The sequence below is a fragment of the Enterobacter cloacae complex sp. 372C4 genome (assembly GCF_050030615.1).
GTDB lineage: Bacteria > Pseudomonadota > Gammaproteobacteria > Enterobacterales > Enterobacteriaceae > Enterobacter > Enterobacter intestinihominis.
Genome location: NZ_JBLGUQ010000001.1, coordinates 642,622 through 655,525, shown reverse-complemented (window position 1 = coordinate 655,525; position 12,904 = coordinate 642,622). Strand labels below are relative to the sequence as shown.

Below are 12,904 nucleotides of genomic sequence, written 5' to 3'. Positions count from 1 at the left end.
TTCACGTAACAATCAATACGTTTTGATAATAAAAATATTACTAATCATAAGGATAGCATTAAGTTTTGCAATCTGGCACGCATGTTGCATAATAGTAACCAGTGGCTCATTCACCTTCTTATGTCAGCCCCTTCGGGACGTGCTACATAAACTTCGAATGACGCACAAAAAGGTGCCTGCCGTCCAACTACTGATTATTGCAATGCTTTATCAGGCCAGGGCGAAACGTCGAGTTAGGCACCGCCTTATTCCATGACAAAGCCGGGTTTTTACCCGGCTTTGTTGTATCTGAAGGGCAGACTCAGTTACGCTCTCCTCAAACCCGGATGAAGAGAGTAATGTGTTGAAACGCTGGCCCGCTTTCCCTCGCTCCCTGCGACAGCTCGTTATGATGGCCTTCCTGCTGATCCTGCTACCTTTGCTGGTTCTGGCCTGGCAGGCCTGGCAAAGCCTGAACGCGTTAAGTGCACAGGCGGCCCTGACTAACCGCACCACGCTTATTGATGCTCGCCGTAGCGAGGCGATGACCAACGCCGCGCTTGAGATGGAGCGTAGCTATCGCCAGTACTGCGTGCTTGACGATCGCACGCTGGAGAGGGTCTATCAGAACCAGCGTAAACGCTACAGCGAAATGCTGGACGCCCACGCCGGGGTGCTGCCAGATGACAAACTCTATCAGGCGCTGCGTCAGGATCTGAACGATCTGGCGCAGCTCCAGTGCAAAAACAGCGGTCCTGATGCCGCCGCCGCCGCCCGACTTGAAGCCTTCGCGAACGCCAATACGGAGATGGTTCAGTCCACCCGTACGGTTATCTTTTCCCGTGGTCAGCAGCTCCAGCAGGAGATTGCCGAGCGCGGCCAGTTCTTCGGCTGGCAGGCGCTGGTGCTGTTCCTCGTCAGCCTGGGGCTGGTGCTGCTCTTTACCCGCATGATCATCGGCCCCGTGAAGGGGATCCAGCGGATGATTAACCGCCTGGGGGAGGGTAAATCTCTCGGGGATACGGTCGTTTTTAAAGGCCCGCGCGAGCTGCGCTCGGTCGGTCAACGCATCATCTGGCTTTCAGAGCGCCTGGCGTGGCTGGAATCGCAGCGCCACCAGTTCCTGCGCCATATCTCACACGAACTCAAAACGCCGCTGGCCAGCATGCGTGAAGGTACGGAACTGCTGGCCGACGAAGTGGCGGGGCCGTTAACCCCTGAGCAAAAAGAGATCGTGGCGATTCTGGATGCCAGCAGCCGCAATTTACAAAAGCTTATTGAACAACTGCTGGACTATAACCGCAAGCTGGCGGATGGTGCTGTGGTGCTTGAAAGCGTTGAGATTGAACCGCTGGTGGACATGGTGATCTCCGCCCATAGCCTGCCAGCAAGAGCTAAAATGATGCATACCCAGGTGGAACTCAACGCGCCAGCCTGTCTTGCAGAACCGATGCTGTTAATGAGCGTACTGGATAATCTTTATTCCAATGCGGTGCACTATGGTACTGAATCCGGTACCATTTATATCAGAAGCAATAACAACGGTTCGCGGGTATTTATTGACGTAGCGAATACCGGAAGCCCGATTCCGGATGATGAAAAAACGATGATCTTTGAACCCTTCTTCCAGGGGAGTCATCAGCGAAAAGGTGCGGTAAAAGGAAGTGGTCTGGGGCTGAGTATTGCCCGCGACTGCATACGACGCATGCAGGGTGAGCTTAACATCGTGAGTGATGAACGCGCCGATGTCTGTTTTCGTATCGAACTGCCTCTTGAGCCGGAAAAATCAATGAAATGAATAACAACCTGGTGAGTATGTCACACGTCTTTTACCGCGCACTGCGCGCGGTGTTTTCCAGCAAAAATGTGCGCCTCAGCCTGCCCTGCTTACTGCTGGCAGGCTGTGTAACCCATGCACCGAAAAGTGCAATTAGCCACAAACAGGAAGATAAATGGCCGCAAAAACAGCTGGCTGATTTCCTTTCGACACGTTGCGATGATATCTGGAGCCTGTCGGGGCGTGATGTTGAATCCAATCCTCTGTTCTGGCTGCGCGGAATAGACTGCGCCCAGCGGCTGGCGCCCGCCGAGGCCCGTGCCCAGGCGGCGATGCTGGTGGACGATACCTGGCAGGACGCGTTTAAACGCGGGATCGTGATGGCGGATGCCAGAATCACGCCTGTCGAACGCCGCGCCAACGTGACGCGGCTGGATACTTACGTGATCAATATTCCCCCGCAGGTGCGCCCGGTCTATCAGCTCTGGCGGGATGGACAAACCCTGCAATTACAGCTGTCTGAAGAGCGTTTCCGCTACAGCAAATTGCAGCAGTCAAGCGACAGCGAGCTTGATGCGCTTCGCCAGCAGCAGGAGTCGCTGCGCGAGCAGCTGGAAACCACCACCCGCAAGCTCGAAAATCTGACCGATATCGAAAGACAGCTCTCGACGCGTAAGCCGGCAGGCAGCTATCTGCCTGATGGGTCGAAAGGCAACTCTGCCACGACGCCAGACAGTGAGACGCCGAAACAAGAGGATGTGAAGCCATGACAAGCCGTAAACCTGCCCATCTGTTACTGGTGGATGACGATCCCGGGCTGTTAAAGCTGCTGGGGATGCGTCTGGTCAGCGAAGGCTACAGCGTGGTCACCGCTGAAAGCGGGCAGGAGGGGCTGAAGGTGCTCAGCCGTGAGAAAATCGATCTGGTGATCAGCGATTTGCGCATGGATGAAATGGATGGCCTGCAACTGTTCACGGAGATCCAGAAGCAGCAGCCCGGGATGCCGGTGATTATCCTCACCGCTCACGGATCTATTCCTGATGCGGTGGCCGCGACGCAGCAGGGGGTATTCAGCTTCCTCACCAAACCGGTGGATAAAGACGCCCTCTATAAAGCGATCGACAGCGCCCTTGAGCACGCAGCGCCATCCGGCGACGACGCCTGGCGTGAATCCATCGTGACGCGTAGCCCTGTAATGCTGCGCCTGCTGGAACAGGCGCGGATGGTGGCGCAATCCGACGTTAGCGTGCTGATCAACGGCCAGAGCGGGACCGGGAAAGAGATCCTCGCCCAGGCGATCCACAACGCCAGCCCGCGCAGTAAAAATGCTTTTATTGCCATTAACTGTGGCGCGTTGCCGGAACAGCTGCTCGAATCAGAGCTCTTCGGCCATGCCCGCGGCGCCTTTACCGGCGCGGTGAGCAGCCGTGAAGGGCTGTTCCAGGCGGCTGAGGGAGGCACGCTGTTCCTTGATGAAATTGGCGATATGCCCGCGCCGCTGCAGGTCAAATTGCTGCGCGTGTTGCAGGAGCGGAAAGTACGTCCGCTCGGCAGCAACCGCGATATCGATATCAACGTGCGTATTATTTCCGCCACCCACCGTGATTTACCCAAGGTGATGGCGCGCAACGAGTTCCGCGAAGATCTCTACTATCGACTGAATGTCGTCAACCTGAAAATCCCGGCGCTGGCCGAGCGTGCGGAAGATATCCCGCTGCTGGCAAATCACCTTTTGCGCCAGGCCGCTGACCGCCACAAACCGTTTGTGCGCGCGTTCTCCACCGATGCGATGAAACGCCTGATGACCGCAAGCTGGCCGGGTAACGTACGCCAGCTGGTGAACGTGATTGAGCAGTGCGTGGCGCTGACGTCATCGCCGGTGATCAGCGATGCGCTGGTGGAGCAGGCGCTCGAGGGGGAAAACACGGCCTTACCGACGTTTGCGGAAGCGCGAAATCAGTTCGAGCTGAACTATCTGCGCAAGCTGCTGCAAATCACCAAAGGCAACGTGACCCACGCGGCGCGCATGGCCGGGCGTAACCGTACCGAGTTCTATAAATTGCTCTCACGCCACGAGCTGGAAGCGAACGATTTTAAAGAGTAATACCGCAAAATTCGCCTGAATATGATACTGTGAGCAACCGATTACGAGGCTGCTTACTGGCAAGAGTTTAAGGACCCACCATGAAAAAAATTGATGCGATTATTAAACCTTTCAAACTGGATGATGTACGTGAAGCGCTGGCAGAAGTAGGCATCACCGGGATGACCGTAACTGAAGTGAAAGGTTTTGGTCGTCAGAAGGGCCACACCGAGCTATACCGTGGCGCAGAGTACATGGTGGACTTTCTGCCGAAAGTGAAAATCGAGATCGTGGTGAGCGATGATATCGTCGATACCTGTGTGGATACCATCATCCGCACGGCGCAGACCGGTAAAATTGGCGACGGGAAAATCTTCGTCTTTGACGTGGCGCGCGTGATCCGTATCCGTACCGGCGAAGAAGACGACGCGGCGATTTAACATTCTTGCCGGGTGGCGCTGCGCTTACCCGGCCTACAGAACCCTTCGCAGGTCCGTGCAAGCGCAGCGCCGCCGGGCGATTACAGCACTTTATGCGGGCCGAAACATTCGTAATGAATGTTGTCTTTGTTCATGCCCAGGTCTACCAGCTGCTTCGCGGCATACTGCATAAACGCTACCGGCCCACACACGTAGAACTGCATCCCCGGTGCGCTAAACGCCCCTTCGTGCTGCCCTAAATTCATCAGGCCTTCGCTGTCAAAACGTGCCGCTGCGCGGTCAGCTTCCGTGGGTAAACGATACCAGGTATGCGCGGTAAAGTGTGGCAGACCCGCTCCGAGCGCTTTCACTTCATCTGCAAAGGCGTGCACATCACCGTTTTCGGCCGCGTGGAACCAGTTAACCTGCGCGCTGTGGTTTGATTTTGCCAGCGTATCCAGCATCGCCAGCATTGGCGTTTGACCAACACCTGCGGAAATCAGCGTCACCGGGGTACCCGATTCCACCGCCATAAAGAAATCACCCGCTGGCGCGGCCAGATGAACGATATCACCCACGCTGGCGACGTTATGCAGCCAGCTGGATACCTGACCGCCTTCCTCACGTTTAACCGCAATGCGATAGCCTTTGCCGTCTGGCTTGCGGGTCAGGGAGTACTGGCGAATCTCCTGGTGCGGGAAGCCTTCAGGCTTCAGCCAGACGCCCAGATACTGCCCCGGCTGGTAATCGGCAACTGGCTGGCCGTCCACCGGCTCAAACTCAAAGCTGGTGATCAGTGCGCTGCGCGGGGTTTTCTCAACGATGCGGAAAGCACGCGTGCCTTCCCAGCCGCCATTCTTGCTGGCGTTTTCGCTGTAGATCTGCGCTTCACGGTTGATGAACACGTTTGCCAGCACGCCGTATGCCTTACCCCAGGCATCCAGCACTTCCTGGCCCGGGCTGAACATTTCGTCCAGGGTTGCCAGCAGGTGACTGCCCACGATGTTGTACTGCTCAGGTTTGATCTGGAAGCTGGTGTGCTTCTGCGCGATTTTTTCCACCGCAGGCAGCAGAGCCGGCAGGTTTTCGATGTTGCTGGCATAGGCGGCAATAGCGTTAAACAGCGCTTCGCGCTGATCGCCGTTACGCTGGTTGCTCATGTTGAAAATCTCTTTGAGCTCCGGGTTATGCGCGAACATGCGATCGTAGAAATGAGCGGTCAGTTTAGGACCCGTTTCAACCAGCAGGGGGATTGTGGCTTTCACGGTAGCGATGGTTTGGGGGTCGAGCATAGCAGCTTCCTTCTGATGTTACTTTAATGATGTATTTTATATGCATCTTATAAAAATACCCCTGCAATGTAAATGGTTCTTTGCATCGTGAAAAATATGCATCACAAAGCTGAAAAGAAATCCGTTGAAAATGGCGAGAGCTTTATTGCTCAAACCCTTGCGTGGCGTGGAGGTAAACGTTTGCGTAAAATCGTTTGTCAAGACCTGTTATCGCAGAACTATTCAGTTATACTGTTGCCCGTCGTCCAACAGGACTGCCTTTTCAGGCCAAAAATTTACTTGTTAGCTGAGTCAGGAGATGCGGATGTTAAAGCGTGAAATGAACATTGCCGATTATGATGCCGAACTGTGGCAGGCTATGGAGCAGGAAAAAGTACGTCAGGAAGAGCACATCGAACTGATCGCCTCCGAAAACTACACCAGCCCGCGCGTGATGCAGGCGCAGGGTTCTCAGCTGACCAACAAATATGCTGAAGGTTATCCGGGCAAGCGCTACTACGGCGGTTGCGAATACGTTGATATCGTTGAGCAACTGGCGATTGACCGTGCGAAAGAACTCTTTGGCGCTGACTACGCGAACGTCCAGCCGCACTCTGGCTCTCAGGCTAACTTCGCTGTTTACACCGCGCTGTTGCAGCCGGGCGATACCGTTCTGGGTATGAACCTGGCGCAGGGCGGCCACCTGACTCACGGCTCTCCGGTTAACTTCTCTGGCAAACTGTACAACATCATCCCTTACGGTATTGATGAGTCCGGTAAAATTGACTACGAAGACATGGCGAAGCAGGCCAAAGAGCACAAGCCGAAGATGATCATCGGTGGCTTCTCTGCTTACTCCGGCATCGTTGACTGGGCAAAAATGCGTGAAATCGCTGACAGCATCGGCGCGTACCTGTTCGTCGACATGGCGCACGTTGCCGGTCTGATTGCCGCTGGCGTTTACCCGAACCCGGTTCCACATGCGCACGTTGTGACCACCACCACCCACAAAACCCTGGCGGGTCCACGCGGTGGCCTGATCCTGGCGAAAGGCGGTGACGAAGAGCTGTACAAAAAGCTGAACTCCGCCGTGTTCCCAAGCGCCCAGGGCGGCCCGCTGATGCACGTTATCGCCGCGAAAGCCGTCGCGCTGAAAGAAGCGATGGAGCCAGAGTTCAAGGTTTACCAGCAGCAGGTTGCTAAAAACGCCAAAGCGATGGTGGAAGTGTTCCTGAACCGTGGTTACAAAGTGGTGTCCGGCGGGACTGAAAACCACCTGTTCCTGCTGGATCTTGTCGACAAGAACCTGACCGGTAAAGAAGCTGACGCAGCCTTGGGCCGCGCCAACATCACCGTGAACAAAAACAGCGTGCCAAACGATCCGAAGAGCCCGTTCGTGACTTCCGGTATCCGTATCGGTTCTCCGGCCGTAACTCGCCGTGGCTTTAAAGAAGCGGAAGTGAAAGAGCTGGCGGGCTGGATGTGTGACGTTCTGGACAACATCAATGACGACGCGGTTATCGAGCGCGTTAAAGGTAAAGTGCTGGACATCTGCGCACGCTTCCCGGTGTACGCATAATTTTCTGCGTTTCAGAACTGAAAAAGGCCGCTCATGCGGCCTTTTTTTATGGGCTAACGTCGGTCGAGGGAGATGGCCCCCGGCCCGGTAATCGCCAGCAAAATAAAGGCGCCAGCGATACTCACATTTTTATAGAAGTTAATCATATTTGGCAGGACCGCATCGCCCGTCATATCCCAGTAGTGGTGTCCAATCACCGCCGTTCCCAGCGTATAGAAGACAAAGATCACCGCGAGGGGGCGGGTAAAAAAGCCCAGAACGATCAGAATCGCGGCGGGGATTTCCATTACCACCGCAATAATCGCGGCCAGCATGGGCATGGGGGCGCCGAGCGACGTCATGTACTGAACGGTGCCGCTAAACCCCGTCAGCTTGGGATAACCGAAAATAATAAACAGGACTACGATAGCAATGCGGGCAATTAAAAGCAGGAGAGAACGAGAGGATCCGAAATCGAAATAACGTAAGCTGTTCATGGCAAACGACCTCTTCAGGCGATGTCTTATAAACGTAATACAGTTTTACCGCTCTCGCCATACGCTGTACGGCTGGTGATGATGTTAATTTTTAGTTAATTTATAGCGCGCTAACGACTTGCTAAAGTCAGGGATTAACGCCAGACTATCGCCTCCATTTCGGGAGGGATTCATGGTCTTGCATTCCACGCGCTGGCTGGCGCTCAGCTATTTCACCTATTTCTTTAGTTACGGTATTTTTTTGCCTTTCTGGAGCGTCTGGCTCAAGGGAATTGGTCTGACGCCTGAGACCATCGGCATCCTGCTGGGCGCGGGGCTGGTGGCGCGTTTCCTGGGTAGCCTGCTGATTGCGCCCCGCGTCAGCGATCCCTCCTTACTGATTAAAGCGGTGCGAATTCTGGCCCTGCTGACGCTGGTCTTTGCGGCCTGCTTCTGGGTCAGCCACCAGTTTGCCTGGCTGATGGTGGTGATGGTTGGCTTTAATCTGTTCTTCTCCCCGCTGGTGCCGCTGACGGATGCCCTGGCGAACACCTGGCAAAAGCAGATCACCATGGACTATGGCCGCGTGCGCCTGTGGGGATCGATTGCCTTCGTGATCGGCTCTGCGCTGGTCGGGAAACTGGTCAGCCTCTATGACTATCGCGCCATTCTGGCCCTGTTAACGCTCGGCATCGCCTCGATGCTGCTCGGTATGTTGCTGCGTCCGTCGGTGATGCCGCAGGGCGAAAGCCGCCATCAGGAGAGCGCTGGCTGGCCCGCCTGGCGCTCGCTGGTGGCGCAAAGCTGGCGTTTCCTGGCCTGCGTCTGTCTGCTTCAGGGGGCGCATGCGGCCTATTACGGCTTCAGCGCCATCTACTGGCAGGGGGCGGGCTACTCGGCTTCTGCGGTAGGCTACCTGTGGTCGCTCGGCGTGGTAGCGGAGGTCATTATCTTCGCGCTGAGCCAAAAACTGTTCCGTCGTTTCGGGGCGCGTGACCTGCTGCTGCTTTCCGCCGTTTGCGGCGTAGCGCGCTGGGGCATCATGGGCTGGACGACGGAGCTGCCGTGGCTGATTGTGGCGCAAATTCTGCACTGCGGAACCTTCACCGTCTGCCATTTGGCGGCGATGCGCTATATCGCGGCGCGAGAGGGTGGGGACGTTATTCGTCTTCAGGCAGTCTATTCAGCGGTGGCGATGGGCGGCAGTATTGCGGTGATGACCGTATTTGCCGGTTTCCTCTATCAGCACCTGGGCCACGGTGTGTTCTGGGTGATGGCGCTGGTCGCTTTACCGGCCATCGTCATCCGCCCTAAAGTCGCTGCTCGCACGTAACTAAGATTCGAGCATAACGCGAATATGTTCCTGCTGCTGCGTGTTCAGGGTCTCAACGGCATGAATGAGCGGCGGCGAGAACAGCGGCAGGGCGGTTGGATAAGGCGTAATAACCAGCGCCGCCTCGCGGGGGGCGCCCTCCTTCTTAAACGCTTCCAGGCTAAGATAACGAATATTGAGCGGCAGCAGCGTTAGCTCGCGAAGCTGCTGCTCAATTAACTCCTCGCAGGCTTTATCTTCCCCCGTTAACAGGACCACCTGTTTTTCATGAAGATCGGTTTCCTGCATCAGCCAGGCACCAAAAATCACCGCCACCAGAGCCATCTCTTCACCGGAGAATCGTAGGCCAAATTCGGCTTCCAGCTCAAACAGCGCCTCTTTAGTGGTGCGCAGCAGCCGGGGGTATAGACGGTGGATCTCTTCCGGCAGACTGTTGTCGATGCCGATGTCAAATAAGGAGCGGTCCAGCGCCTGAGCCAGATGAATATACAGCTGATCGGTCAGCCCTTGCTCATCGCTGAAGTTCATCCCGGTTTGCGCCCGGAAACGGGCAATCATACGCACGATGGCCCGACGCAGGCGCTGATCCTGCTGGTGTTTATCCAGTACCGGGTCGGGTGTGCGGAGCATCATAAACAGCAGCGCCAGGAACAGCTGTTCATCACTGTGCGTTCCCTGCGGGACGCGCCGTTTCCAGTGACGGACAATTTCCTGCGCCGTAAAGTATTCCCCTCTCGATTGCGTCCAGCTGCGCTGAACGGGTGAAAACTCCGGCGTATTGCCCAGATGATGCTGAATAAGACAATATTGCAGATAAAGCTGTAAAAACTGTACGTCGCGGGACTCAAACTGGCGCTGAAGCTTGCGCGCGCAAAAGTTGATAAGCGCCCGAAGGTTCGCATCGTCATAAAGCGGGCGGGCAATGCCGTGCTGTTTGAGCGCGGTTTTTAAGGCAGGGGTAAACTGTTGGGCGACAAAATGTGGACACAGCCGAAGCGCCCTGCGCAGCCAGTGCAGCAGGCACAAACGCTGATTCAGGGCGGAGCCCTCAATACGGTAGCAACCGTCATGGTGCGTGACGATATCAAGCCGATGATAGCGCTGGATTTCATCGCGCGTCTCGGCTATATCTTGCCGTGCCAGGACGTCGTCCACGCCGTTGGCAGCGATTATGCTCTGTGCGGTGACGGCAGCATCGGGCAGGTAAAGCATCAAAAGCACCTGGCAACGGCGCTGCGAACTGGAAAGCACAGATGGAATTTCAAGCGTCGTCATCATCTGTCGGGTATCCAGTGTGAATGTTTGATAAGAATAGCTAAAGGATGGGCGCTGAAAAGCGCGCCGGCAGGCCTTTCATTCAGGATTGCTGGCGAACATCACAGAATTTTTGACGTGAGGAATTGATGCAAACAGTTAAACAAAGCGTGACAGCGTTATTTTTGGCGGTTATCACCTCCGCCGCCAGCGCACATCCTCACAGCTTTATCAGCCTGAAAACCGAACTGGTGACGGACGGCACACAGCTTAGCGGCCTGAAGATGCGCTGGACGATGGATGAAATCACCTCCGCCGACCTGCTGTACGATGCCGGAAACGCAAAGCCCGGCGACGAGATCTGGAAAAAGCTGGCGGCGGAAGTCATGGCCAACGTGCTGGGTCAGCACTACTTCACCGAGTTCTGGCACAACGGACAAAAGGTGAAATTTCTTAACCGTCCCACGGAGTACGGTATGACCCGCGACGGCCATCAGGCGGTGCTGACGTTTATCCTTCCGCTGGCGCACCCTCAGCCGCTGGCCGGGCAGAAGTACAGGTTTTCCACGTTTGACCCAACCTACTATGTCGATATGCATTACGCCCAGGACAGCGACGTACAGTTGCCAGAAATATTGCAAAAAAGCTGCAAAATTGCCGTGCACACGCCGACGCCCAGTGAAGAGACGCTGAACTTTGCCGTTTCCCTTGATAAAGAAGATGCGCCTCCAGAAGACATGGAATTAGGAAAACAGTTTGCGCAGGAGGTGACGTTACAATGTCAGTGATCTCCTCCCCCGTCAGTAAGCCGCGTCGCTGGCTGCACCTCTGGCCTCTGGCGCTCTTTTTGCTGTTAGCGTCTGGCGGAGCGCTCTGGTTGTGGCAGGCATGGCCGCAGGTGATGATGAAAAGTATCTTCTGGCAGCGGGAAGTTAATCAGCAGATGAGCGGGCTGCTGAAAGCCGTGGCGGAAAATCCGTCCAAAGCGGGCGGCTCTCTTCTGGCGTTCAGCTTTATCTATGGCGTGCTACATGCCCTGGGGCCGGGGCACGGCAAAATCGTCATCACGACCTGGCTTGCCACCCATCCGTCGAAGCTGAAATCGAGTATCGGCCTGACGCTGGCTTCCTCGTTACTTCAGGGCGGTGTGGCAATTGCGCTGGTCGTGGTCGTCCTTTCGCTGCTACAGCTCCCAGCCCGCCAGCTGCATATGAGCAGCTTCTGGCTGGAGAAGGGAAGTTACGCGCTGGTAGGCGTGTTGGGGCTGATCCTCTGCCTGAGGGCGCTGAAAAAATTGCGCGCGTTGCTGCAAAAACCAAAATTCAAAATCTTTACGCCGCATCAACTTCACCATGAAAACTGCGGGTGCGGGCATCAGCATCTCCCGACGCAGGAACAATTACAGAATGGTGACGACTGGCGTGCGCGCCTGATGATTGTTCTCTCAATGGGGATGCGTCCGTGCTCGGGCGCAATCATGGTGCTGTTGTTCAGCAAAGTGATAGGTGTATTTGGCTGGGGCATGATCTCGGCGCTGGCGATGGCGGCGGGAACATCTCTGACTATCTCTTCGTTAGCCTTGCTGGTGCACAGCTTCCGTCAGCTGGCGGTAAAACTCAGCGGCAATAAAACGCCGGTATTGTGGCGACAGGTTGGCTGGACGACGCTTGCGCTGGCGGGCGGGGTGATTCTGCTGGTGGCTGCGGTCACGATGTGGATGAGCGCGGTGCCGGTGGGAAGGGGGTTGCGGCCTTTTTAGCCATACCTGAGGGGTTTGTAGGCCCGGTAAGCGTAGCGCCACCGGGCTTAACAGACTGGATTAACGCTTCAGCGCATCGCTCAGTTCTTCACGCATGTTTGCCAGCATGGCTTTAACAACGCGCGGGTTACCTGCAACGATGTTGCCGGTAGACATATAGTTATGGCCGCCGGTGAAGTCACAAACAATCGCGCCAGCTTCACGTGCGATCAGCTCGCCCGCCGCGAAGTCCCACGGCTTCAGTGACAGCTCAAAGTAACCGTCAACGCGGCCGGTCGCCACGTAGGCCAGATCCAGTGCAGCAGAGCCGGTGCGACGGAAGTCCGCGCATTCGGTGAACAGTTTGCCGAGGATATTCATATAAGTGGTTGCGTGCTGCTTCGCCTTGAACGGGAAGCCGGTCGCCAGAATCGTGCCGTCCAGATCGCGTGCATTGCTGCAGCGCAGACGGTAGCCGTTCAGCTGCGCGCCCTGACCGCGTGTCGCGGTGAACAGTTCGTTACGCATTGGATCGTAAACAACGGCGACTTCAGTACGGCCTTTGATGCGTACTGCGATAGAAACTGAGAAGTGTGGCAGGCGTTTAACGAAGTTGGTAGTGCCATCCAGTGGATCGATAACCCATTGAACATCCTGATCGGTACCTTCATGTTCACCGCTTTCTTCGGTGATGATGGTGTGCTGCGGGTAAGATTTGCGGATCGTTTCGATAATAATCGCTTCGGCGGCTTTATCGACGTTAGTCACGAAATCATTGCTGCCTTTCTGGCTGGTTTCTACGGAGTCTGGGGTTTCGTAGTGTTTGGCAATTACATTACCCGCCTTGCGCGCTGCGCGCACGGCGATGGTCAGCATCGGATGCATCGGTCTCTCTCACTGGATGTTAAAGAACAGGAAAATCGGCGCAGAGTATAGCAGCGGGATCGGATTATGTCTCTCGTTTATGATAATATGCCCGAATATTCTTCAGACACTGAATCCAGACATCTAAAAAT

The 12,904-nt window shown here is 55.6% G+C and carries 12 protein-coding genes; 8 read left to right on the top strand and 4 right to left on the bottom strand.

Annotation, left to right across the window (positions count from 1 at the left end; translation table 11 throughout):
* The first annotated feature begins 343 nt into the window (after positions 1–343).
* The 4 genes from qseE (at position 344) to glnB (ending at position 4,279) form a co-directional block, all read left to right on the top strand.
* Positions 344–1,777, top strand: a complete 1,434-nt coding sequence (gene qseE, locus ACQG11_RS03100; RefSeq protein ID WP_032622390.1) for a two component system sensor histidine kinase QseE/GlrK — start codon at positions 344–346, stop codon at positions 1,775–1,777.
* Positions 1,774–2,526 (top strand): two-component system QseEF-associated lipoprotein QseG, encoded by a 753-nt coding sequence (gene qseG, locus ACQG11_RS03095; RefSeq protein ID WP_032623754.1) that lies wholly within the window; start codon positions 1,774–1,776, stop codon positions 2,524–2,526. Before qseE ends, qseG begins: the two co-directional genes overlap by 4 nt.
* Positions 2,523–3,860, top strand: coding sequence for a two-component system response regulator GlrR (gene glrR / locus ACQG11_RS03090; RefSeq protein ID WP_015572150.1), 1,338 nt, complete (start codon positions 2,523–2,525; stop codon positions 3,858–3,860). Before qseG ends, glrR begins: the two co-directional genes overlap by 4 nt.
* 80 nt (positions 3,861–3,940) lie before the next feature.
* Positions 3,941–4,279 carry a nitrogen regulatory protein P-II gene (gene glnB / locus ACQG11_RS03085; RefSeq protein WP_003860685.1) on the top strand — a complete coding sequence of 113 codons (339 nt, stop codon included), beginning with the start codon at positions 3,941–3,943 and terminating at the stop codon, positions 4,277–4,279.
* An 80-nt stretch (positions 4,280–4,359) separates the two neighbouring features.
* On the opposite strand, the gene hmpA is transcribed toward glnB, so the two are convergent.
* Positions 4,360–5,550, bottom strand: coding sequence for an NO-inducible flavohemoprotein (hmpA, locus tag ACQG11_RS03080; RefSeq protein ID WP_426728170.1), 1,191 nt, complete (start codon positions 5,548–5,550; stop codon positions 4,360–4,362).
* Between the two features lie 304 nt (positions 5,551–5,854).
* Here hmpA and glyA point away from each other — a divergent pair, with 304 nt between their 5' ends.
* Positions 5,855–7,108 carry a serine hydroxymethyltransferase gene (gene glyA / locus ACQG11_RS03075; RefSeq protein WP_003860678.1) on the top strand — a complete coding sequence of 418 codons (1,254 nt, stop codon included), beginning with the start codon at positions 5,855–5,857 and terminating at the stop codon, positions 7,106–7,108.
* Between the two features lie 53 nt (positions 7,109–7,161).
* Here glyA and ACQG11_RS03070 read toward each other — a convergent pair whose 3' ends face one another.
* Positions 7,162–7,584 (bottom strand): DoxX family protein, encoded by a 423-nt coding sequence (locus tag ACQG11_RS03070; RefSeq protein ID WP_038416512.1) that lies wholly within the window; start codon positions 7,582–7,584, stop codon positions 7,162–7,164.
* 172 nt (positions 7,585–7,756) lie between these two features.
* On the opposite strand from ACQG11_RS03070, the gene ACQG11_RS03065 reads away from it, so the two are divergent.
* The gene (locus ACQG11_RS03065) at positions 7,757–8,896 is read left to right on the top strand and encodes a 3-phenylpropionate MFS transporter (protein WP_003860673.1); all 1,140 of its coding nucleotides are present in this window, start codon (positions 7,757–7,759) and stop codon (positions 8,894–8,896) included.
* Here ACQG11_RS03065 and csiE read toward each other — a convergent pair whose 3' ends face one another.
* Entirely contained in the window at positions 8,897–10,174 is a 1,278-nt protein-coding gene (gene csiE / locus ACQG11_RS03060; RefSeq protein WP_032623757.1) for a stationary phase inducible protein CsiE, read from the bottom strand.
* Positions 10,175–10,299: 125 nt separating this feature from the next.
* Here csiE and ACQG11_RS03055 point away from each other — a divergent pair, with 125 nt between their 5' ends.
* Positions 10,300–10,938, top strand: a complete 639-nt coding sequence (locus ACQG11_RS03055; RefSeq protein WP_022649022.1) for a DUF1007 family protein — start codon at positions 10,300–10,302, stop codon at positions 10,936–10,938.
* Positions 10,929–11,909: a nickel/cobalt transporter gene (locus ACQG11_RS03050; RefSeq protein ID WP_426728169.1), complete on the top strand. Its 981-nt coding sequence runs from the start codon at positions 10,929–10,931 to the stop codon at positions 11,907–11,909. The genes ACQG11_RS03055 and ACQG11_RS03050 overlap by 10 nt, the downstream gene beginning before the upstream one ends.
* Before the next feature lie 60 nt (positions 11,910–11,969).
* On the opposite strand, the gene suhB is transcribed toward ACQG11_RS03050, so the two are convergent.
* Entirely contained in the window at positions 11,970–12,773 is an 804-nt protein-coding gene (gene suhB / locus ACQG11_RS03045; protein ID WP_022649020.1) for an inositol-1-monophosphatase, read from the bottom strand.
* Positions 12,774–12,904 lie beyond the last annotated feature (131 nt).

Coding starts and splice junctions, on each gene's coding strand:
- ACQG11_RS03065 (WP_003860673.1), top strand. CDS start 7,757: ATGGTCTTGCATTCCACGCGCTGGCTGGCGCTCAGCTATTTCACCTAT.
- hmpA (WP_426728170.1), bottom strand. CDS start 5,550: ATGCTCGACCCCCAAACCATCGCTACCGTGAAAGCCACAATCCCCCTG.
- ACQG11_RS03070 (WP_038416512.1), bottom strand. CDS start 7,584: ATGAACAGCTTACGTTATTTCGATTTCGGATCCTCTCGTTCTCTCCTG.
- glyA (WP_003860678.1), top strand. CDS start 5,855: ATGTTAAAGCGTGAAATGAACATTGCCGATTATGATGCCGAACTGTGG.
- csiE (WP_032623757.1), bottom strand. CDS start 10,174: ATGATGACGACGCTTGAAATTCCATCTGTGCTTTCCAGTTCGCAGCGC.
- suhB (WP_022649020.1), bottom strand. CDS start 12,773: ATGCATCCGATGCTGACCATCGCCGTGCGCGCAGCGCGCAAGGCGGGT.
- glnB (WP_003860685.1), top strand. CDS start 3,941: ATGAAAAAAATTGATGCGATTATTAAACCTTTCAAACTGGATGATGTA.
- ACQG11_RS03055 (WP_022649022.1), top strand. CDS start 10,300: ATGCAAACAGTTAAACAAAGCGTGACAGCGTTATTTTTGGCGGTTATC.
- qseG (WP_032623754.1), top strand. CDS start 1,774: ATGAATAACAACCTGGTGAGTATGTCACACGTCTTTTACCGCGCACTG.
- ACQG11_RS03050 (WP_426728169.1), top strand. CDS start 10,929: ATGTCAGTGATCTCCTCCCCCGTCAGTAAGCCGCGTCGCTGGCTGCAC.
- glrR (WP_015572150.1), top strand. CDS start 2,523: ATGACAAGCCGTAAACCTGCCCATCTGTTACTGGTGGATGACGATCCC.